The organism is Limosilactobacillus sp., assembly GCF_040772465.1.
Classification (GTDB): domain Bacteria; phylum Bacillota; class Bacilli; order Lactobacillales; family Lactobacillaceae; genus Limosilactobacillus.
Genome location: NZ_JAXGYB010000001.1, coordinates 75,112 through 96,715 on the forward strand (window position 1 = coordinate 75,112; position 21,604 = coordinate 96,715).

17 protein-coding genes and 1 riboswitch are annotated in these 21,604 nt (G+C 46.3%); of the genes, 4 read left to right on the top strand and 13 right to left on the bottom strand.

Going from position 1 to position 21,604, the window contains the following annotated elements:
• Positions 1-18 precede the first annotated feature (18 nt).
• A complete protein-coding gene (locus AB3114_RS00245; protein WP_123835528.1) occupies positions 19-372 on the top strand; it encodes a hypothetical protein in 354 nt (117 codons plus the stop codon).
• Between the two features lie 298 nt (positions 373-670).
• Here the strand turns inward: AB3114_RS00245 and AB3114_RS00250 are convergent, their stop codons facing one another.
• The 7 genes from AB3114_RS00250 to AB3114_RS00280 all read right to left on the bottom strand — a co-directional run bounded on the left by AB3114_RS00250 (position 671) and on the right by AB3114_RS00280 (position 5,708).
• On the bottom strand, positions 671-967 hold the full coding sequence (locus AB3114_RS00250) for a hypothetical protein (protein WP_367341254.1): 297 nt from the start codon (positions 965-967) through the stop codon (positions 671-673).
• On the bottom strand, positions 967-1,155 hold the full coding sequence (locus AB3114_RS00255) for a hypothetical protein (protein ID WP_367341255.1): 189 nt from the start codon (positions 1,153-1,155) through the stop codon (positions 967-969). The genes AB3114_RS00250 and AB3114_RS00255 overlap by 1 nt, the downstream gene beginning before the upstream one ends.
• Before the next feature lie 45 nt (positions 1,156-1,200).
• Complete coding sequence (locus AB3114_RS00260) at positions 1,201-1,665, bottom strand: hypothetical protein (RefSeq protein WP_367341256.1); 465 nt, start codon at positions 1,663-1,665, stop codon at positions 1,201-1,203.
• Entirely contained in the window at positions 1,601-2,695 is a 1,095-nt protein-coding gene (locus AB3114_RS00265; protein WP_367341257.1) for a relaxase/mobilization nuclease domain-containing protein, read from the bottom strand. The genes AB3114_RS00260 and AB3114_RS00265 overlap by 65 nt, the downstream gene beginning before the upstream one ends.
• 64 nt (positions 2,696-2,759) lie before the next feature.
• Complete coding sequence (locus AB3114_RS00270; RefSeq protein ID WP_367341258.1) at positions 2,760-3,353, bottom strand: hypothetical protein; 594 nt, start codon at positions 3,351-3,353, stop codon at positions 2,760-2,762.
• Between the two features lie 664 nt (positions 3,354-4,017).
• Positions 4,018-5,571 (bottom strand): glutamine-hydrolyzing GMP synthase, encoded by a 1,554-nt coding sequence (gene guaA / locus AB3114_RS00275; RefSeq protein ID WP_367341259.1) that lies wholly within the window; start codon positions 5,569-5,571, stop codon positions 4,018-4,020.
• The gene (locus AB3114_RS00280; protein ID WP_367341260.1) at positions 5,571-5,708 is read right to left on the bottom strand and encodes a hypothetical protein; all 138 of its coding nucleotides are present in this window, start codon (positions 5,706-5,708) and stop codon (positions 5,571-5,573) included. Before AB3114_RS00280 ends, guaA begins: the two co-directional genes overlap by 1 nt.
• Positions 5,709-5,746: 38 nt before the next feature.
• Here AB3114_RS00280 and AB3114_RS00285 point away from each other — a divergent pair, with 38 nt between their 5' ends.
• From AB3114_RS00285 to AB3114_RS00295, 3 genes are read left to right on the top strand one after another with little or no spacing between them, the layout of a single operon-like run.
• Entirely contained in the window at positions 5,747-6,367 is a 621-nt protein-coding gene (locus AB3114_RS00285; RefSeq protein ID WP_367341261.1) for a GTP pyrophosphokinase family protein, read from the top strand.
• A 2-nt stretch (positions 6,368-6,369) separates the two neighbouring features.
• Positions 6,370-7,056, top strand: coding sequence for a response regulator transcription factor (locus AB3114_RS00290; protein ID WP_367341262.1), 687 nt, complete (start codon positions 6,370-6,372; stop codon positions 7,054-7,056).
• Positions 7,049-8,290 carry a sensor histidine kinase gene (locus AB3114_RS00295; protein WP_367341263.1) on the top strand — a complete coding sequence of 414 codons (1,242 nt, stop codon included), beginning with the start codon at positions 7,049-7,051 and terminating at the stop codon, positions 8,288-8,290. The genes AB3114_RS00290 and AB3114_RS00295 overlap by 8 nt, the downstream gene beginning before the upstream one ends.
• Positions 8,291-8,338: 48 nt before the next feature.
• Here AB3114_RS00295 and thiE read toward each other — a convergent pair whose 3' ends face one another.
• The 6 genes from thiE to coaA form a co-directional block, all read right to left on the bottom strand.
• Positions 8,339-8,983, bottom strand: coding sequence for a thiamine phosphate synthase (gene thiE, locus AB3114_RS00300; protein WP_367341264.1), 645 nt, complete (start codon positions 8,981-8,983; stop codon positions 8,339-8,341).
• A 2-nt stretch (positions 8,984-8,985) separates the two neighbouring features.
• Positions 8,986-9,795: a bifunctional hydroxymethylpyrimidine kinase/phosphomethylpyrimidine kinase gene (gene thiD, locus AB3114_RS00305; RefSeq protein ID WP_367341265.1), complete on the bottom strand. Its 810-nt coding sequence runs from the start codon at positions 9,793-9,795 to the stop codon at positions 8,986-8,988.
• Positions 9,788-10,588, bottom strand: coding sequence for a hydroxyethylthiazole kinase (gene thiM / locus AB3114_RS00310; RefSeq protein ID WP_367341266.1), 801 nt, complete (start codon positions 10,586-10,588; stop codon positions 9,788-9,790). The genes thiD and thiM overlap by 8 nt, the downstream gene beginning before the upstream one ends.
• A 21-nt stretch (positions 10,589-10,609) precedes the next feature.
• Positions 10,610-11,788 (bottom strand): putative hydroxymethylpyrimidine transporter CytX, encoded by a 1,179-nt coding sequence (gene cytX, locus AB3114_RS00315; protein WP_367341267.1) that lies wholly within the window; start codon positions 11,786-11,788, stop codon positions 10,610-10,612.
• 82 nt (positions 11,789-11,870) lie between these two features.
• A riboswitch (TPP riboswitch) is annotated at positions 11,871-11,959 on the bottom strand.
• Between the two features lie 158 nt (positions 11,960-12,117).
• Positions 12,118-20,031 carry a YSIRK-type signal peptide-containing protein gene (locus AB3114_RS00320; protein ID WP_367341268.1) on the bottom strand — a complete coding sequence of 2,638 codons (7,914 nt, stop codon included), beginning with the start codon at positions 20,029-20,031 and terminating at the stop codon, positions 12,118-12,120.
• A 567-nt stretch (positions 20,032-20,598) separates the two neighbouring features.
• Positions 20,599-21,519, bottom strand: a complete 921-nt coding sequence (coaA, locus tag AB3114_RS00325) for a type I pantothenate kinase (RefSeq protein WP_367341269.1) — start codon at positions 21,517-21,519, stop codon at positions 20,599-20,601.
• Between the last annotated feature and the right edge of the window lie 85 nt (positions 21,520-21,604).

Genomic DNA, 21,604 nt, shown 5'->3' on the forward strand with positions numbered 1-21,604 from the left:
AAAAAAGGAGCTAGAATAATGAAATACTATAACTATTTGGTAAACGAGACAAACGATGTTATTAATTACATTAATGAGGAACTAGATATTGATATTGTAACCAAACAAAATCCTGATAAGATACGAAATGAACTTTATGACCGATTATTTAATGAGGATTCAGTCACAGGTAATGCTAGTAGAAGTTATACGATGAATTCAACGACTGCTGAAGAATATCTAGTTACAAACTGGAGTCTTCTAAAAGAAGCAGTCAATGAATTAAATCCAGATTTTAATGCTATTGAAGCAGGAGCAGAAGCTTGCGATGTATTAATTCGTTGTTATTTGCTTGATGAAGCTATCGATTTAGCTCTGAAAAGGCTTTTATGATAAGTAAACCCGACAGATTTTCTGCCGGGTTTTTATTTATATACTCATTTCATGGTAAAATAAAAAGGTGCACTGGCGACCACCAATGCACAAGCTGTCAACTTAGGAGCTGATACCCTTTCTGTTGCGCTTAGCTGGTGGTGTATTGCTGTACACCAGAACAAGAGCGCTACCGTTAAGCTATCAGCCTAATTGTTGAATATAATATATTCTGATTACGCTTATATTATAGCATAGTTTAGCGACTTTGACGACCGTCTAGCTTTAGGGCTAGGCGGTTTTCTGCTTTAAAGCATGACTATAATTCCAGACCGTCGTCCTTTTCCTTAGTTGCTTTTGCCCTCTTATTTCGGTTTACTTGCTTCTGCTGTTGTAACTCTTCTTTCCGTTTTGCTGCTAACAACCGCGCTCGTTGTCGCTTCTTTTGATATAACCGTGCTGCTTCTAATTGCTTATTATATAGTTCAAGCTGTCGAATACGTTTCTTTTCGCGAGCAGTTTGAGTGTTCACAACTCTCCATGTTGGAATTTTCTTTGGCTTTTCAAGCAATTCATCAAGCTGCTCATCACTCATCATATTCACATCGAATGACATTAACTCCAGCCCCCTTTCTTATAAATTTTCCAATCCAAAAATGCACACATTATTAAGCTAATTGGTGCTACTGCTAACTTTTGCCATCCGGGCGTAACCGCAACAACGGCCACTAAGATAACCAATTCGATGCCAAAAGCAATAAGGAAAGTCATGAAATTACCCAACATAGTGGCAATTTGTCTCACTGATTGCTGACTTGCTTTAGCACTAAATTTGGCACTAGCGCTAGCTTATTCAGCACTTTTACGTTCGTTGGCAAAATTCTGACTTACAGCTGTCTTAATGATTTCTTTTACCGATAGTCCTGTATCTTTTTCTAATTGCCGATAAACGTCATTAGTAACTTCCTGGGTATGGTGGGTGATTCCATCACGCATGGCTAAAATTAGATTACGCATAGTGGGCACTAGCTGATCATTAACCACTTGAGTATAATTCTCTAGATATTTACTGGCTTGGTCCAGATCTGCCACTTTTGCAATGCACTCTTGGGTCTTCTGATCCAAGTTCTGTTCGCGTAAGTTAATATCAGCCTCAAGCCCACTAATTTTCTGGTCCATCGCGTCAACACGGCCGACCAGCCCATCTGAATAACCAATGGCTCGGGCATCAGCTACTGCTTTAACCACTTTAGAGCTCTGGTCCTTCAGCTGTTCTTTCAGTGTTTGCTTGCTTTCGTCGAGCTTGTTGCTCAAGCTGTCGACGTTCTTCGACACTCGATTGACGTCGCCTTGCTTTGCTGACTCGTCGATGAGATAGTCTAGCTTTTCCGCGAGATCTCTGTTTCTGCTCTTCAGCCTTGGCGTCTTCACTTCGTTGTCGGTTGAGTTGGTTGAGTCGCTGTTGTCTAGCAGTTCTGATTCGAGCATCTCTTGCCATCGTTTTGATTTTTTCGAATTCTTCATCTTTTGATTGTCGTCGTTCATTAGTATCTTCCTCCACTTCTTTCTGCTTAAAGTAACCTGTTAAATAACTTTTAGTAAACGTTTGGCCCAAACCGCGAGTTGACAAAACTTCACCATTTTGTTTATCTACTCGTTGATAAAAGTCACGAACTTTGTATGACTTACCATGAACTGTTTGATGGTAAGTCCAGGCGCTTCCCTTCTGGCGTTCAGTCACGGTTATTCCAGCATCGTTTAAGCGCCGGATAAACTCCTTAAGTGAGTTTACTTCGCACCTAACTTGTGCGATTATCTTCTTTAAATTCTGTTGCCATTCAGATCGTGTTGTTAAATTATTAACATCTCGTCTTTCTTGTTGGTTATGTATTGGATTAGTCCATCTGTGACCTGTAACAAATTGGTAGTTATTGATCATTTCACGGTCAAAGCTGGATCGTAGTTTATGTATGTTGAAACGATTAGTTGGAATTGTTCGACCATTTGACTTGATGGTATTAAAAACAACATGTGCGTGTAGTTTTCCACCTTCGCTGTCTGCTTGAATTGCAATTATAGACTGTGCATCGGCAAAATGCTGATGAATAAAGTGCTGAACCAGCACCAATGCTTGTTTAGCTTGTAGGTTAAGATCTGAAGTATCAAATTCATCTTCTGAGAAAGAAATAATTAAAGTTTGTGCTTGATACTTTCGTTTGGGGTTATGTGCTTTATTTAGGTTAGCCTTGAATTGCTTTTCCAAATAGGCGCTATTTTGCGTTGCCGAAATATCGCCATTAGGGTTATGCAACAGTTTAATGTTAAATCCCGTACTTGCTAGCACCCGCTGCGACGTCTTTTGGTAACTATGTGGCGGTTCTTGGAACAAATACTGTAGCCTGCCGTAACTACTGCGACACGAGTGAGTTTCCAGGACTGACAACGGTGCCACCAGCTTTCTGATTTGACGATCCAGTGTCATTCTTAAGGTTGATGATCTCTTGTTGCAATTCAACCAAAACACGACTATTTTCGACTAGCTGCTTAGCAACCCACCGCCATAAGTCGTCATCGGTTAAATCGTCATCTTCTTGTTCGGCTTGTTGCTTTGCAGCATTCAAAATATGCGCAATCTGGTTAAGATTATTCCCCGATTTCGTAATTGTATACATAATAGCTTGGAGTTGTTGCTGAATATCGGCATATTGATCACGCACGATAGACAACTCCGACGATGATTTAGTATCTGTCAGACCATGGATTGCCTCAACTAACGGTAGCCGGTCTTGATCATTCAATTGTTGGACTAAAGCCGTCACGGCATCACGCTTACCCTTTTGCCAGTTCTCTTTAGCTTGCATTAATAGCTTCTCATCCTCAATCATTTGTCGCACTGCTTTCGAAGTACCTGCAATACCAAATTCACGCTTTACCGATTCAAAATCGGCAAGTTCATTTTCACTTAATCGGGCTTGAATCAATTTATTCTTTAATGGTTCCATCCATTCTTGACCTCCTCAGTTTGCCTGACGGCAAAAGAAATTTTCAGTCTTCACGTGCTCGTGACAACGACTGACTAAATTCCTCATTTCGTCGGGTTCGTTTGTTTTTTGTATTGGTCTAGACCAATTATTCAACTATATTATAATACAAGAACAAACGAACTTGCAAGCAATTAAATTCGTAATATCAAACAAGTTTGTAATACGTAACTAATGCTTGGAGGGGGGCCTTGCTAGCTCCCCTTCACCCCGCCGAGCGATCAGATATTACATTCGAAAATGAGTACCTTGAGATTGCATTCAAGGTCATTTCGAGATTTCACATCTGATTTACTTATGTTTTCGTCATAAGTAACAACACCGACCAGCTGTACTTGCCAACTGGACCAACAATTTCTTTTTGAATCACCAAAAAGAAACAAAAAATGACTGCCTAGCTATTTAAAGACAAGGTAGTCACGTTAATAAATACTATTCTAGTAGAAAAATAAAGGAACTAGTCGCAGTAAACATGCTCTAGTTCCTTTTGTGTTACCTAATCATCGAAATAGAATCACAGTAGAAAAACGGTAGACAACTTTACTTAAACCTGTATTTTCTACTAAGATCTAGCCTCTACAAATGCCGTCAAATTAGGATTCCCACTTCATATTGTTCTATTAAATTATTCATATTCAATTGTCGAAGGCGGCTTACTCGTGACATCATAAAGAATCCGGTTAACGTGGTCAACCTCATTGACGATCCGTACCGAAATCTTCTGCAGGACGTCCCACGGAATCTTAGCAAAGTCAGCCGTCATCCCGTCAATTGACGTTACGGCACGGATAGCAACGGCGTAGTCGTAAGTCCGGTTGTCACCCATCACACCGACGGAACGAATGCCCGGCAAAACCGTGAAGTACTGCCAAATCTTTTCGTCCAGACCAGCCTTAGCAATTTCATCACGCAGAATGGCGTCACTTTCACGGACGATCTGCAGCTTTTCGGGAGTGATCTCGCCGATCACCCGGATTCCCAGACCTGGACCTGGGAATGGTTGACGCCATACTAATTCGTGCGGAATGCCTAGCTTTTCACCAAGTTCACGGGTTTCGTCCTTGAAGAGGCTGCGTAGCGGTTCGATCAACTTAAAGCCGAGCTTCTTCGGCAGACCACCGACGTTGTGGTGCGACTTGATCGTCTTAGCCGTGTCCGTACCTGATTCGATAACGTCGGTGTAGAGTGTCCCTTGAGCCAGGAACTCTGCATCCTTGATCTTCTTTGCTTCTTCATGGAAGACGTTGACGAATTCGGCACCGATGATCTTCCGCTTCTTTTCGGGATCAGTGACACCCTTCAGCTTACCCAGGAAGCGCTCGGAAGCATCAACCTTGATGATGTTGACACCGAGGTCGCGGTTCAAAGCCTTCATGACCTGGTCGGCTTCGTTCTTCCGCAAAAGACCATGGTCAACGAAGATGCAGGTCAGTTGATTGCCAATCGCCTTGTGGATCAGGACTGCCGTAACTGAGGAATCAACCCCACCAGACAGGCCGAGGATAACCTTCTTGTCCCCAACTTCTTTGCGGATGTGTTCGATTTCCAGATCGATAAAGTCATCCATCGACCAGTTCTTTTCACAACCACAAACATCAAATGTAAAGCGGCGCAGGATGTCCAGGCCATACTGGCTGTTACGCACTTCGGGGTGGAACTGCAGGCCATACTGTTTCTTGTCTGTGTTTTCGATGGCAGCGATCGGGCAGTTCTTGCTCGTAGCGACGACCTTAAAGCCATCAGGAGCTTTGGTGACCCGGTCACCGTGACTCATCCAAACAAACTGCTTGTCAGGCAAGTCCTTAAATAAGGAAGCTTTGTCGTCCGTTACCTGGATATCAACCCGGCCGTACTCTGAGTCGTTGGCATTTTCTACCTTACCGCCCAGGTCATAGCTCATCAGTTGCATCCCGTAGCAAATTCCCAGAATCGGAATGCCCAACTTAAAAATCTCAGGATCTACCTTTAAGGCACCATCGTCGTACACGCTGTTAGGTCCACCAGAGAAAATGATCCCTTTCGGGTGCATCTTGGCAATCTCTTCGGCCGTCTTCTTATGGCTGAGCAATTCGGAGTACACTCCGAAGTCACGGATTCGCCGGGTAATCAGCTGGTTGTACTGACTACCGAAGTCGAGCACGATGATCTTGTCAAACGCGTCTAAGTTGACGTTTGCCACTATTCCCACTCCTTTGTATTGACTTTAATTGAAACTAAAACCATTGTACGTGCTGGGTCAAAGCTGGTCAACACGCCACGGGACAATGCCCATAAATTTTCTTTAATCCTATTTAATAACGCTGCTTTCTTTTCCATTATTGATATAATGTGAATGCAAAAGGAGTCGTTAATATATGGATATTTATGGTAATTACCACCATTCCCTTACCCTGATCCAGCAGATGGTGACGGATAAATTAAAAGAATTTAACCAGCAAGCCAAAGCTGATGGCAAGCCGGAATTATACGAACACCTATCCAGCCGGATCAAGGGCAATGACAGCATGGTCGAAAAGTGCCATCGCAAGGGCTATCCCGTCACAACGGAATCGGCACTCCGGCGTTGCCACGACGCCATCGGCTTCCGGATCGTCTGCAACTTCATCGACGACATCCCTCGCAACTTGCATGCACTCAAACAAGCCGATTGGTGCCGGATCGTCAAGGAAAAAGACTACATCACCCACGCCAAGCCCAATGGTTACCGCTCTTACCACGTCATCCTCGATTTGACCACTCCTTACAAGGACATCGAGGGCCACGTGCCCGGTCACTACTACGTCGAAATTCAGCTGCGGACCATCGCCATGGATTCGTGGGCAAGCCTGGAACACGAAATGAAATACAAGCACAACATTAAAGACCCCGAGCGAATCGGCCGGGAACTGAAAAAGTGTGCCAACCAACTGGCATCCTGCGATATTCAAATGCAGACGATTCGCCAACTGATTCACGAAAATGATGAGGAGGAATAGCCATGAAAATCTTATTAGCCGAAGATAATGACCAGTTACGCCGCGTCATCACGATGGCCCTCAAAACGAGCCAATATCAAGTCGATGCCGTCGCCAACGGCCAGGAAGCTGTCGACCATGCCAAGAAGAATCCTTATGACGTGATGATTTTAGACATCATGATGCCCGTTAAGGACGGTCTGCAGGCACTGCGCGAAATCCGCACTACCGGCGACCGCACCTACGTCATCATGCTGACGGCCCTCTCGGAAGTCGACGATAAGGTCAACGGCCTGGATGCTGGTGCGGACGATTACCTAACCAAGCCGTTTTCACTGAAGGAACTGCTGGCTCGGCTGCGCTCACTGGAACGGCGGTTTGAAAGCCTCGACGAGGACGTCCTGAAGTTTGGCAACATCACCCTCGACGGCAACGAACAAGTTCTGAAGAGTGAAAACTCCATCAGCCTATCGAGCAAGGAAAGCCGCCTGCTCCAGTACCTCATTTTGAATGCCGGCAAAAAACTGTCGACGGACACCCTGCTCAACCAAACCTGGGACGATGACGACGAACACGCGGATGCAGAGGACGTCTGGATCAACATTTCCTACCTGCGTCAAAAGCTGCAGTCCGTCAACGCCGACGTAGAAGTGGCAGGGCCGAAAGGTGGTCCTTACCAGTTAATTGACCAAGGTGATGCCAATGCTTAAAACCGTTCGCCGCAAGTTCATTGCGATTTCCACCCTTGCTCTGGTGATCGTCCTCGTGACCATCATCGGCAGCATCAGCTTTGCCTCTTTCTACCGTAGCAAACAAGAAGTCAACGCTGTTCTGACAATTCTCATGAAGAATAATGGCCAGCTGCAGCGTTCAGCGAACATCACTCCCCCGCAACCCAACTGGATGCAGCCACGGCAAAGCCGCGAAGGCATCTTCCAGTACCGCTTTTTCAGCAGCCAGCTGGATCCCCAGGGTAACGTTTTGAGCATTAACGACTCGCATATTGAAACCGTGCCCGACGGCGCAATCAACAATTTATCGGAACTGGCTTTTCAACGGCGCAGATCGCGAGGAACGATTAGCTACAACCGGACCCTCTACGCTTACCGCATGAAAAAAGTGCATAACCGTTACATCATCGTCTTTTTGGATCAATCTATTTTGATGGCCGAAAGCCACGATTTACTCCGAATTGCCGTACTTGTCGGAATCGTCTCGATGGTTCTCTATACCTTTGTTTTGGTAGTCTTGTCCAAGAAAGCCATTCAGCCACTGGTGATCGCCGAAAAAAGGCAGCGTGAGTTTATCTCCAATGCTGGTCACGAATTGAAAACACCACTGACCGTCATCTCAGCCAACACCGAAATGCAGGAACTTACCAGTGGCGAAACCGAACTGACGCGTTCTAATAAGGACCAGATTGGTCGTCTGACCCGCCTGATCAACAACCTGATTTCTTTGACGCGTCTCGGTGAACGTCCAGACATGAACATCGAAGCGACGGACATCAGCACAATCACCGAAAAAAACTACGACGCCTTTGAAAACGTGATGAAGCAAAGCAAACTGCACCTGAGCAAAGACATTGAACCTCAGGTGACGGCCGCGGTCGATGCGAATTACTACGCCGAGCTGGTAAACATCCTGCTCGACAACGCCAACAAGTATTGTGACAAAGATGGTCAGGTCAGCGTTCACTTACACAAAACTAAGCGTGGCAAGGGTGCCGTCCTCACCGTCAGCAATTCCTTTGCACAAGGCGCTGATGTTGATTACAGTAAATTTTTTGAACGCTTCTACCGTGAAGACACAGCTCACCAGCAAAAAGGCGGTTTCGGGATCGGCCTTTCAATGGCTCAACGGATCGTCAATGATTTTAATGGACGGATCCAAGCCAAGTACAGCAACGGTCAGATTAATTTTGTGGTGACGTTGCGCGGTTGAAATCTAAATAAGGCTCAGGAGCTTTCGTTGCCCCTGGGCCTTTAATTTTTAAAATACATTCAGCACATGACGCACCGTAGCACCAATGTCATCACTCTGCAAAATCATCGAAATCGTCGCTACCCCACTGCAGTGGCTGCTGGCGACGTGCTGTAGATTATCCTCGGCAATGCCACCAATCGCAACGATCGGGTGCCAGCTGGTCTCCACCAACTTCGTGAGTCCGTCGACACCGATCACCGGGTCAGCATCAGCCTTGCTCATCGTCGGGTAGACCGGCCCGGAGCCGACATAGTCAACACCAAGATGGTTGGCCCGCTGCACTTCTGCTTGCGTGCTGCACGAATAACCGACCATCATCTGTGAACCCACTTGCGCGATGACTTGCTGAATCTTTTCATCATCCTGACCAACGTGCACCCCGTCGGCTCCTAATTGCTGAGCCAAGGCCACATCATCGTCGATGATGAAGGGAACGTCATGTTGGCGGCACAGATGCATCAGCTGTTGTCCTAGCGACAGTTTTTCTTGGGCAGAGAGTCTTGAGCTGCCCTTCTCGCGGTACTGAAACATGGTAATCCCGGCCTGCAGTGCCTGGTCCACATCATCCAGCAACTGTTGCGGATCATGATTAGTATCCTGGCTGCCGCCTACCAGGTAGCAGCGCAACATGTCTGGGTTAAAACGCGTCATGGTTAAAAACCTCCTTCAGCTGCCCAGTGGTTAAGCGGGCCGTGGCCGTGACCAACCTGAATTGTGTGAATGATCGTCGCCGTGACGTAATGTTTAGCGATGCGAATGGCTTCTTCCAGTGTCCGCCCCTTGGCCAGTTCAGCCACGATGCAGGATGAAATGGTATCGCCTGTGCCGTGAGTGCGTTTGGTGTGAACCCGTTCCGAATTCATCCAGAAATGATCACCATTGGCGAGGAGGGTGAAGTCGCTAGCCTGACTATCAGCTAGCAAGTGACCGCCCTTGACCAGGACGTTCTTGGGCCCCAACGCCTGAATCTTTTTTGCGGCTACCACCATCTCGTCTTCGCTGGTGATTTTCATCCCCGCTAGTTTTTCGGCTTCTGGCAGATTCGGTGTCACCAGGTAAGCTAACGGCAGCAGTTCGTCGATTACGGTTTTGACGGCATCTTCCGTCAGTAACGGGGCCCCACCCTTAGCGACCATCACTGGATCAACGATCAGTGGGCCAAAGTCATACTTCTTAAGGTTCTCAGCAACCGTATGTACCCGCGTGCTGTCTGCCAGCATCCCCGTCTTGCAGGCCCGGATCTTGAAGTCGTCGGCAATCGACTTGAATTGCGCATCGATGATGTCTGGCGACAGTGGCACGGCCTTTTGCACGCCAATCGTATTTTGCGCCGTAATAGCGACCAAGACAGCAGTCCCGAAGACGTGGCGCATCTGCATAGTCTTCAGGTCGGCTTCCATCCCGGCACCGCCACCGGAATCGGATCCGGCAATCGTTAACGTTTGGGGAAAACTATTAATCATTTTGAGCACTCTCCTTCTTGACACAATCAGATAATTTCTGATCATCCAGCAAATATAATTGATCCAACAAAGCCGTGAAGAAACTGCCAGGCACCGGTTGGGCGAGACTAGCCGCAGCCAATTGGCCGGCCACCGTAAAGGCCTGAACACCAGTCAAGGCCGACCGCCAATAGTCACCACCGGTTGCCAGAAAGGCCGCCAAGACGCTAGAAACCATGTCACCACAGCCGACGTAAGCTTGGAACATCGGTGTCCCGCAATCATTTGTCGCAACCCGGTAACCATCAGCGATCACGTCGTGAACCCCAGTCAGGACGACTAGGGTGTGATACTTTTTCGAACAGGTGACGGCAATTTTGCGCAACTGTTGCGCATCACCCTGACCACTATCCACTCCGCGACTCTCCCATTGAAGACCAGCCAGACTGGCAATCTCGCCAGCATTCCCCCGGATCAACGAAATCCGGTGATTAGCCAGCACCTGCTTAATAAAGTGGTGACGGTAAGGCAAAGCTACGGCGACCGGGTCAAGCACCACCGGTTTTTCCGTTTGGTCCGTTGCCTTCAAGACCGCTTCAATCTCCTCCTGTTGTGCCTCGTTCAGGGTTCCGGCATTGATGGTGACACCAGCAGCGATGTTGACCATTTCTTCGGCTTCAGCTGGCGAGCTCGACATAATCGGTGATCCCCCAATCGCGTTGACTGCATTGGCCACGTCGCCAGGAGTCACCATGTTAGCTACCGTCAACACTACCGGATTATCATGACGAACTTGTTCAATATAATCTGTCATTATCGCACACCCTCTCCTATCTTAATTATCTGTCCGGCGGGTCATCATTCGCACGGCGTGCCACAACAAGCACAAAACCAGCACGATAACCACGTCGGGTAAGGTATTGCCCACAATCGTGTCCGTCTGCATCAGGCAGCGGTAAGCGATGAAGCCGATGACCCAAATGACAAAGTTAGGCCAGTTAACCGCCTGCTTCAAGGAGCTGTGATGGAAAATAAAGTAGTCAGCTACCAGCACCGTGATCATCGGTGCAAAGACTGAGCCGATCAGGTACAAAAAGTTGGTGATGTTATCCATCGGCAGTAAAATTGCACCGACCGTGCCGACCACCGTCGTGATCATCGCCATCCAGGTGCCGTTTAGTTTTGGCCAGATCGACTGCAGCGACATCCCTGCAGAATAGGCATCCATGAAAGTGGTGGTAACGGTAGAAAAGACGATGATTAATAGTCCAGCAATGCCCATCCCCGAAGCCACCATCACCTTAGCGATGTTGGTCTGCCCGGCGAAGAGGCTCATGCCCAGACCAATTAAGTACATCCAGCAACTGACCAGGCCGTACGAGATGACACTGCCGAGAGTGGCCGCCACCGGTCGTTTAGCCTTTGATGTATAGTCGCTGATCAGCGGCAACCAGGACAACGGCATGGAGACACCCAGTTCTACCGCTGCGCCAAAATTCAAATTGCCGCTGACGCTAGCGTGGATCATCGGTCGGTGAAAAATACTGAATGACAACCAGATCGTCAGTACCAGTAGTAAGGTCAATGCGACCGTATTCAGCTTACCTAAGTGTTCCACACCAATCCACAACCAAACGATGATCAGTAGACCAATTATCAAACACCATAGCCACTGACCTAGGTGAAATGCCTCGTGGGCGGCCACCGCCGCGTCATAGATCATAATCCCCGTCCAACCGATTAGTTGGCAGGCATTGAGCAAGGCAAAGACCACCGACCCCTTATGCCCAAAGCTGTTCTTCACAGTATCCATCGCGTTTTGGCGAGTCTGGCCACCAATCAGTCCGGCAAAAAACAGCAAGGTGCAGCCGATAACGTGACCAATTAGGATGGCCACAACACCCTTAGCAAATCCCAATGGAGCAAAGTACGTGCCCGTCAAAATTTCCGCAATGGAAATCCCGGCCCCCAGCCAAATCAAACTATTTTCCCAAACCTTCGTCTGTCGATGCATAATCAAACCCCTTTTTTCTCAAAGCAAACAAAAAAGCCACGTCAACACAGAGGCGACGTGGCTTTACTTTCAATTTAGATTATTCAAAGCTTATCATTTTCCCTTCGCTGCTGCTGAGCAGATCAGGTTCAATGGGTATAATCTCAGCCAATGGCACCCCAAAATGTTGATTTAAATTAAGTATAACAGGCAGTCATCATTTTGCAACCACGTGAACTACTCGATCATAAATGACAGAGCTTCCGGAAACCAAAAAACAGCCTGATCGCGGATCATTCCGTGATCAGACTGCTTTGCATTTTACTAATCTGGGGGATTAGTTATCTGCTTTAATCATTGCGACGACGTTTGCCAAGGCCGAAGAAGCCGAGGATTGCGGCGAGACCTAAGCCTGCCATTGCAGCATCCTTTGCCTGATCGTTACCAGTTTGTGGCAGCTTTTCAGTAGCAGAGGCAGCGCTTGGCTTGTTAGCTGCTGGAGTCTGTGGTGCAGCTGGTTGAGCTGGTGCTACAGGTTGAGCAGGTTCAGCTGGCTGACTTGGGTTAACCGGTGTAGTCGGTTGACTCGGCTGGCTTGGGTTGACCGGAGTAGTTGAACCATTTGAGCTTGGCACATTCGGTGTTGATGGAGTCGTTGGTTGACTTGGATTTACCGGAGTGCTTGGCTGACTTGGGTTAACTGGTGTAGTCGGTTGACTCGGCTGACTTGGGTTGACCGGAGTAGTTGAACCATTGGAACTTGGCACGTTCGGTGTTGATGGAGTCGTTGGTTGACTTGGATTTACCGGAGTGCTTGGTTGGCTCGGCTGACTTGGGTTAACCGGTGTAGTCGAACCATTTGAACTTGGCACGTTCGGTGTTGATGGAGTCGTTGGTTGACTTGGATTTACCGGAGTGCTTGGCTGACTCGGCTGGCTTGGGTTGACCGGCTGGCTTGGCTGACTTGGTTGACTTGGGTTAACCGGCTTGCTTGGCTGGCTCGGTTGACTTGGGTTAACTGGCTTGCTTGGCTGACTCGGTTGACTTGGATTTACCGGAGTGCTTGGTTGGCTCGGTTGACTTGGGTTAACTGGCTTGCTTGGCTGACTCGGTTGACTTGGGTTGACCGGCTTGCTTGGTTGGCTCGGTTGACTTGGGTTGACCGGCTTGCTTGGCTGACTCGGTTGACTCGGGTTAACCGGCTTGCTTGGCTGACTCGGTTGACTTGGGTTGACCGGCTTGCTTGGCTGGCTCGGTTGACTTGGGTTGACCGGCTTGCTTGGCTGACTCGGTTGACTTGGGTTGACCGGCTTGCTTGGCTGAACTGGGTTGGCTACGTAGGTAACCGTCAAGTCAAGGTCTGCACTTGTTGGGTCAACGGATTGAACAGCAACTAATGCCAAGTCAGGAGTGTAACCGTCAATATTTGGTGATTGAACAGTTGCGAACTGACCCTTAGCTGGAGTCCATGAACCATCCGTGGTCTTACCAGTGTACTGATCAACAGTGTTAGTCCGGTTGAATTCAACCTTAGCAGTGTGGTCAGCAGCAGCCTTCTTGCCGTCAGCGTATTGGTAATGAATCGTTTCGTTGACGGTCTTCGTTTCGTTAACGTCGTTCAGAACGTGAGCAAAGTGAACTTCGAAGGTGTTCTTGGTTGCATCTTCGCTGTAACTCTCGTGTCCATCATTGAAGTTGTTGGATACAAGCTTGAGGCCTTGCTGTTCGAAGTTAGCGATCTTACCTGCAGTGGTGTAATCGATAACTTCACCGGCGTGACCATCAAAGTCATCAACGGCTAAGTTCCGGTTAGTCGTGTCATCAATGTAGGTTACTTTACCATTTGCGGCATCACGGTTGTAAGTGACGGTGACATCAATGTCCTTAGCGTCTGGAGTTACCGTAGCAGCAACAACTTCTGCCTTGTCTGGCGTGTAGTTAGCGATTGTTGGTGATACGACGGCAGCGAATTGATCATTATCGGAAGTCCAGTTGCCGTTCGTAGTCTGCTTAGTGTAGTTATCCGTGGTGTTGGTCCGGCTGAAGTTGACCGTTGCAGTAGCGTCATCAGCAGCCTTGGTACCATCGGCGTATACGTAGTGGATCGTTTCCTTAACAGCCTTGGATTCAGTTGCAGTAGCCATGTCGTGCTTGAAGTGAACTTCGAAGACATTCTTAGCGGCGTCTTTATCGAAGTTTTCGTGACCATCCTTGAAGTCGTTTGATACAAGAGTCAAACCTTGTCCTTCAAAGTTCTTGATCTGGCCAGCAGTGGTGTAGTCAATAGCTTCACCGACATTACCATTGAAGTGGTCAGTAGCCAGAGTTTGGTTTGCCGTGTCATCAATGTAAGTTACCGTTCCGTTTGCGAGATCATGGTTGTAAGTGACGGTGACATCAATGTCATTGTCATTTGGCGTTACGGTCACAGCAGCAACTTCTGCCTTATCAGGTGTGTAGTTAGCAATCTTCGGTGATTCAACAGCAGCGAAGTGGTCGTTTTCTGAAGTCCATGCACCGTTGGTAGTTTGGCCGGTGTACTTGTCCGTGGTGTTAGTCCGACTGAAGTGAGCCGTTGCAGTGGCATCATCAGCAGCCTTAGTGCCATCGGCGTATACGTAGTGGATGGTTTCCTTAACGTCCTTAGCTTCAGTTGACGTCGTAGTAGCGTGCTTGAAATGAACTTCAAAGTTGTTCTTAGCAGCATCTTTGTCGAAGCTTTCGTGGCCGTCTTTGAAGTCGTTTGATACAAGGGTCAAACCTTGTCCTTCAAAGTTCTTGATCTTACCAGCGGTGGTGTAGTCAATAGCTTCACCTACATGACCGTTGACTGAATCAACAGCTAAGTTTTGGTGAGTCGTGTCATCAATGTAGGTTACCGTACCATTGGCAGCGTCACGGTTGTAGGTAACGGTGATATCACTGTCATTGTCACCAGGGTTAACCGTAATAGCAGCAACTTCTGCCTTGTCTGGCGTGTAGTTGGCGATCTTCGGTGAAACCACAGCGGCAAATTGGCCATTAGCTGGAGTCCATGCACCGTTCGTAGTCTTGCCAGTGTACTGATCAACAGTGTTATTCCGGTTGAATTCAACCTTAGCAGTGTGGTCAGCAGCAGCCTTGGTGCCATCGGCGTATTGGTAATGAATCGTTTCGTTGATGGCTTTCGTTTCGTTAACGTCATTCAAAGCATGAGTGAAGTGAACTTCGAAGGTGTTCTTCTTAGCATCCTTGTTGTAAGTTTCGTGACCATCCTTGAAGCCATTGGAGACAAGCTTGAGTCCTTGCTTTTCGAAGTTAGCGACCTTGCCTGCAGTGGTGTAATCGATAGCTTCACCGGCGTGACCATCAAAGGCATCGACAGCCAGGTTCTGGTTGGTCGTGTCATCGATGTAAGTTACCGTACCATTTGCGGCGTCGCGGTTGTAGGTAACAGTGACGTCAACATCCTTGGCGTTTGGCGTTACCGTCACAGCAGCAACTTCTGCCTTATCTGGTGTGTAGTTATCAATGGCTGGTGATACAACGGCAGCGAATTGATCATTATCAGAAGTCCATGCGCCATTCGTAGTCTTGCCAGTGTAATGATCAGTCGTGTTAGTCCGGCTGAAGTGAACCGTTGCAGTGTGGTCAGCAGCAGCCTTAGTACCATCGGCGTATACGTAGTGGATGGTTTCATTAACATCCTTTGGCTCAGTTGTAGTAGTAATGTCGTGCTTGAAGTGAACTTCAAAGGTGTTGCCTGCTACATCATCTGCAAAGTTTTCTTGACCATCCTTGAAGTTGTTGGATACAAGAGTCAAGCCTTGGTCTTCAAAGCCCTTGATCTTGCCCGCAGTGGTGTAGTCAATAGCTTCACCAGAATGACCATTCAGAGCATCAGTCCGCAGGGTTTGGTTAGTCGTGTCATCAATGTAAGTTACCCGACCAGCTGCGCTGTCTTTAATGTAGGTAACGACGACTTCGAAATCGTTGCTTGCTGGAGTTACGTTCCGGGCAGCAATTTGTGCGTAATCAGGAGTGTAACCCTTGATAGCAGGTGACTTCACAGCGGCAAATTCATGACTTGCTGGAGTCCATGTGCCTGCCTTCAGGACAGTGCCGTCAACGCTATCAACAGTGTTAGTCCGACCGAAAGTGACATCAGCAGTTGCATCATCGGCAGCCTTCGTACCATCTGCGTATTGGTAGTGAATCGTTTCCTTAACGGTCTTGCTACCGTTAACAGTTGTTTGACCATGCTTGAAGTGAACTTCGAAGTTGTTCTTCGTAGCATCCTGGTTAAAGTCTTCGTGACCATCTTTGAAGCCGTTGGATACTAATTCGTAGCCATCAGCCTTGAACTGGGCAACCTTGTCAGCAGTGGTGTAGTCAATAGCTTGACCAGCCTTACCATTAAGTGAATCTTGGCGAAGTTGGATGCCTGTCGTGTCATCGTAGTAGGTAACCATACCCTGAGCTGCGTTCCGCGTGTAAACAACGGTCATTTCGTAATCAGGGTTGCCTGCGTATTCACCCATTGCTGGAACTGTCAGCATGTTAGGAGTGAAGTTGGCGATCACTGGTGAATCAACAGCCTTAAATTGGCCAACTTCTGGTGTCCATGGTGTGTAACGGGTGAAGTTGGTGTCACCAGTGTACAGGTCCGTGTGCTTAGTCCGGCTAAAGTCAATGTGGGCAGTGTAGTCATCAGCAGCCTTGGAACCATCATCGTAAACGTAGTGGATGATTTCCTTAACGGTGCTGTTTTCTTGGCTATCCTTGAAGGCGTGCTTGAACTGAACTTCAAAGAAGTTCTGGTTTTCGTTCTTAGCGAAGTTTTCTTGACCATCCTTGAAGTCATTGTGGAACAGTACTAAGCCCTGCTTTTCGTAATCAGCAATCTTACCGGCAGTCGTGTAGTCAATTGGGTCACCGATGTTACCGTTCAAAGGAACAGTGGCCAGGACGCGGTTAGCAGTCAAGTCAACGTAGCTGACTTCACCCTTAGTGGCTTGTTGGCTGTAGATAACCGTGACTGTCTTGTCTTCGCTGTTTGGCGTTACCGTGTAACCAGCAACAGAAGCAATGCTTGGTTTGTAGCCCTTAATGGTTGGTGAAACGATCGTATCAAAGGTGCCAGTGTCTGAGAACCAGTCACCGTTAGTAGTTTGCTTGGTGTACTTGTCATAGGTATTGTTGCGGGTAAATGTGATACTGCCTTCAAAATCAGGACTAGCGGTGGTGCCATCTTCGTAAACATAGTGAATAGTTTCCTTAACTACCTTGTTTTCCGTAGACTGCGTAGTGGCATGCTTGAAGTGAACTTCAAAGTCGTTCTTGTTAGCATCCTTATTGTAGGTTTCGTGGCCATCCTTGAAGTCGTTATGTACCAGTTCCAGTCCCTGGTCTTCAAAGTTCTTGACTTTACCAGCAGTGGTGTAGTCAATAGCGTCGCCAACGTTACCGTTCAGTGAATCAGCGTCCAGTTGAGCACCTGTCGTGTCGTCAATGTACTTAACCTGGCCCTTAGTAGTGTCGCGGTTGTAAATAACCGTAAATTCAAGGTTGCTGTCGCCAGCCTTAACCGTCTGGGCATCGATGGAAGTCTTGTTTGCCGTGTAGTTAGCAATCGTTGGTGAAACTACGGCAGCAAAGCTTTGGGTATCTGGAGTCCAATTACCATTAGTAACCTTGCCATTATGTTGGTCAATAGTGTTTGTCCGTTTAAAGTTAACGGTGCGAACTGCATCCGGTGCCGCTTGGGAACCATCAGCGTAAACGTAGTGGATGGTTTCCTTAATTTGTTGCTGCTGATCTTTATTTTCTGTTGCGTGTTTGAAGTGAATTTCAAAGACGTTTTGAGCAGCATTTTCGTTGTAAGTTTCGTGACCATCTTTGAAATTGTTGGATACAAGGGTCAGTCCCTTACCTTCTAGTTCTTTAACCTTGTCAGCAGTTGTGTAGTCGATAGCTTGTCCGGTAACACCTGACAGATCATCCGTCCGCAGCGTAGTGTTATCAGTATCATCGATGTAGCTAACCTTACCAGTAGTATCAGCTGCGTAGATGAAGTTAACCGTGTAAGTAAAGCTGTTGAATTGGCCTGAAGTTGCACCTTCAGTCTTTACCAGAGTGTAGCCATTGAAATCACGCTGTGGAGCAGTCCAGTTACCGTATGGTAAGTACATCCCGTTGATCCCATCGTTGCTTTGGTCAGGATTGTTCTTGTTAGATGCCAACGTGACGGTGTCAGTCAGCTTGTTGCCCTTGGTGTCATAGTAGTTAACGAAGACTGGTTGGTTTGGTGTGAAGTAGTTCCATGTCTTAGTTATGTCGTTGTAGTAATCATTATTATTGTAGGCACCAGTGGAACCAGTGTAATTCCAGCCCATTGGTTTGATTAAATCAACCTGCTTTTGGAATTTTCCTTCAAAATCAAATCCATTTTGGGCAAAAGTTTTATGAAGGGCCCCACTAATAACAAATGAACCTGGCAGGCGTGTCTTACCATCAACAGTTGGCTTTGCTAAATATCGATATTCAGTCCACATTTGGTGACTTTGTCCATAGGCATGTCCCTGTGCATCAACACCAGAATCAGTATTATCAGTTGGTTCGTAATTGAATTCAATAACTTTTGGATTATCCTTGTACGTCCCATCGGCATTTAAAGTCTGGGTTGGAAAGTCATCATCGATATAGCCAGTAACCGGGCCTTCACCTGCAACCAGTTTGTAGCCGTTTAATTGGACAGGATTAATAACGTAACGTGGTGCGGCAGCAGATGTCTTATCGCCCATCCGGTATTGAATAGAGGTATCAGTAAGATCTTGAGTAGAATACATGCCGCTAAAGATGATCTTATGAGTAGATGCATCTCTATAATTAACATAAATGTTTGAAAGCGGAGCATACTTCAAAGTGATGTTAGCTGGCAACTTAGCAGAAGGTGCGAAACCGTCACCATTAAATGTCAATTGCTTAACTACATCTTTCCAGTTAACTAACTTGTAGCCTGGCAGGTTAATGAATTCATTGAAGACATTAGTAATTGAAGATCCTGTCAGTTGGAAAGTTAGTGAAGAGTCATTTGGCATGTAGTTAGCATAACCCCAGTATGACAAAGCTTTCTTTACATTCAGTGGTTTACCCGTCAATGCATTGACGTAGTTGAAAGTTGCCTTGTAATCGTCAAGGTTACGTTGCATAAACTGAACAACTTTGTCGTTAGGGTTCACAGTGCCATCTGCGTTAACCGTTTGAACTGGGAAGTTATCATCCAAGTAAAGATCAATCATGGATTTAGTTCCAGCAAAAGTATAGTTGTCAACATAAGTACTGTAAGGTTGAAGTTTACTGTATCCCCAATTTAGGCCATTGGCTTCATCATGATTGTAAAGATACGTCAGTGAAGCATCTTTACTACCATTTGTGTACAGAGTGTATTGGTGTAAAACCTTGCCAGTATCAGCATCAACATCTTGTACGATCACATTAGCAAACTTGGCATACTTAAGGACAACCGTCGTACCCATCTTAAAGGCAGCTGTGTCAGGAGTCGATCCAGGAACCATTTGGGCTACAACGTCTTTCCAGTTAACCAGTTTATAACCGTATGTGATGAAGTCGTTATTAACAACGTCCCAAGTTTTATCTAAATACTGGGTAGCTAAATCATGGCCGACGTAAAGGTTTGATTTATCATAGAAGCCTTCCTGGGTATCATCATTGAAGTTGCTACCACCCGTAATTGATTGACCATCAATTAGATTGCCATTGGCGTCTTCAAATACAAAGTGAACACCAGCGTAGTTTGCCAGCTTATCATTTTGACTTGCGTCACTATTGGCATCAGAAGAAGCTAATACTACGAATGGGTTTGCTGCTGAACTGTTTTGGGCGTTGGAAGCAGCGCTTGAAACAGCATCAGAGGCAACGCTTTGACTAGCAGCAGATGAAGCAACTGATGAAGCTGCACTTGAACTAGCACCAGATTGAGCAACACTCTGAGTTTGGTCAGCACCGGAAACTTGACTAGCAGCTGCACTAGCCTTGAGCGTTGCTTGATTGCCATCGTTGTCATTATTAGCAGTTGCCTGTTTTTCAGTAGATGTTTGTTGAGCAGAACCAGCAACATCCGCATGGACATCCTGCGTGATTCCCATGAAGCTCAAACCGACCAGAACAGAAGCAACCCCCACAGTTAATTTCTTAATGGCAAAGCGTTGTTGCTTTGGCATTTGCTTTTTGATTTGTTCTGAATGATTATTACTTGATAGCATGATAATTAATCCCCCGTCTGTTATTCATTTATTAATATCATTTACAATGTATATTTAACCCGATAAATGAAATTTTTGAAACCCTATTTTTAAATTTATATTATTTATAGCGTAGTATTGATATTAGTAGTCTATACTTTTTCAAAGTGATATGATTATTAAATCATATATATTAGCATTTTTTAGCCTATTAATTCTATTTATCAATAATCGATCGACACTTATCTCATTTATCACTGTTAACTAATTAGTGCCCTTCTATCAAGCCTTAGAACGGCATCAAGGGGACTTTTGATTTAATTCAAATGAATAAGTCCAATGTCCGCTGTCTAGTTTCACTTATAGTGTGTTTATCATTTAACTAGTGATATTTAGTACTATTTGCAGTAGCGATATTACTCTTTTTAAGTACTTTTAAAAAGCACCATTTTATTGCTTGTGATTCTTTTATTTATATGCAAAATCCCAAAAATCGAATTATATAGCATCATTTCATGATCCATAAATGAACAAAAAAGCCCTGGATGTCAACACATCTAGGGCTTTTTAATATTCAACTGATAAATGCTATTTTCTCAAATAAACACGATCAATGAAATGATTATCTGTTTTATGAAGGATTACGTCTGCTCGGTTACGGGTTGGCAAAATATATTGCTGTAAATTAGGCAGATCCACCCGATTCCATACGTCCCGGGCAATGTTAAATGCGTGTTCGCGATCGCGATGCGACAACGGGTAGTAGTAATTGGTCGGGTCCGTGAAAGCCGTATCCAGCAGCATCCCGAAACGCTCAAGGTACCACTGCTCTGCCAGCTTAGCCTTTGCATCGACGTAAAGCGCCATGTCAAAAAAGTCGCTGACGTAGAGTCGCTGGTTACGCGGCAACTGTAGAGTATTAATCCCTTCTACAATCAGAATATCTGGCCGGTCAATCAGCTGGCGTTGGTGTTTCATAACATCGTAGCTCTGGTGTGAGTAAATCGGCACACGCAACTCCTCGGCCCCGGCTTTTGCAGAGTTAAGGAAAGCCAGCAATGCTTCCATGTCATACGATTCCGGAAAACCCTTGCGTTCTAAGATTCCCCGCTTCTTAAGCTCAGCGTTGGGAAAAAGAAAACCATCAGTCGTCATCAGGGCAATTCGCCGGTCGGGCAATAGACGTCTTAAAAGGATTTGTAGCAGCCGGGCCGTCGTACTCTTGCCGACAGCCACTGAACCAGCAATGCCGATAATATAAGGTATTCGTTGGCCAAACTGGTGCAGGAAGGTCATTTTCTGCAGTTGCCACTGAATGTAATTCAGATACTTCAGCTGAATCAGCTTGATCAGCGGTAAATAGACTTCCTTGACATCATCAATCGAAATCTTATCGTTCAACGAGCGAATATCATCCAGGTTTTCCTGACTCAGTGTAACTTTATCATTAGGGAAAAAGCTGTGCCATTTTTGGCGATCAAAGCGGTTGTAATTTATCCATTCATCCATCTTTGTCATATTTTCGTATGTAATCCTTTTCAATAATAGTTTTAGTATACAACAAAGGACTGGGAACCAACAGATGATTTCCAGT

Coding starts and splice junctions, on each gene's coding strand:
- AB3114_RS00295 (WP_367341263.1), top strand. CDS start 7,049: ATGCTTAAAACCGTTCGCCGCAAGTTCATTGCGATTTCCACCCTTGCT.
- thiM (WP_367341266.1), bottom strand. CDS start 10,588: ATGACAGATTATATTGAACAAGTTCGTCATGATAATCCGGTAGTGTTG.
- coaA (WP_367341269.1), bottom strand. CDS start 21,519: ATGGATGAATGGATAAATTACAACCGCTTTGATCGCCAAAAATGGCAC.
- AB3114_RS00320 (WP_367341268.1), bottom strand. CDS start 20,031: ATGCTATCAAGTAATAATCATTCAGAACAAATCAAAAAGCAAATGCCA.
- AB3114_RS00290 (WP_367341262.1), top strand. CDS start 6,370: ATGAAAATCTTATTAGCCGAAGATAATGACCAGTTACGCCGCGTCATC.
- AB3114_RS00280 (WP_367341260.1), bottom strand. CDS start 5,708: ATGGAAAAGAAAGCAGCGTTATTAAATAGGATTAAAGAAAATTTATGG.
- AB3114_RS00250 (WP_367341254.1), bottom strand. CDS start 967: ATGTCATTCGATGTGAATATGATGAGTGATGAGCAGCTTGATGAATTG.
- thiE (WP_367341264.1), bottom strand. CDS start 8,983: ATGACGCGTTTTAACCCAGACATGTTGCGCTGCTACCTGGTAGGCGGC.
- cytX (WP_367341267.1), bottom strand. CDS start 11,788: ATGCATCGACAGACGAAGGTTTGGGAAAATAGTTTGATTTGGCTGGGG.
- AB3114_RS00270 (WP_367341258.1), bottom strand. CDS start 3,353: ATGGAACCATTAAAGAATAAATTGATTCAAGCCCGATTAAGTGAAAAT.
- AB3114_RS00285 (WP_367341261.1), top strand. CDS start 5,747: ATGGATATTTATGGTAATTACCACCATTCCCTTACCCTGATCCAGCAG.
- thiD (WP_367341265.1), bottom strand. CDS start 9,795: ATGATTAATAGTTTTCCCCAAACGTTAACGATTGCCGGATCCGATTCC.
- AB3114_RS00245 (WP_123835528.1), top strand. CDS start 19: ATGAAATACTATAACTATTTGGTAAACGAGACAAACGATGTTATTAAT.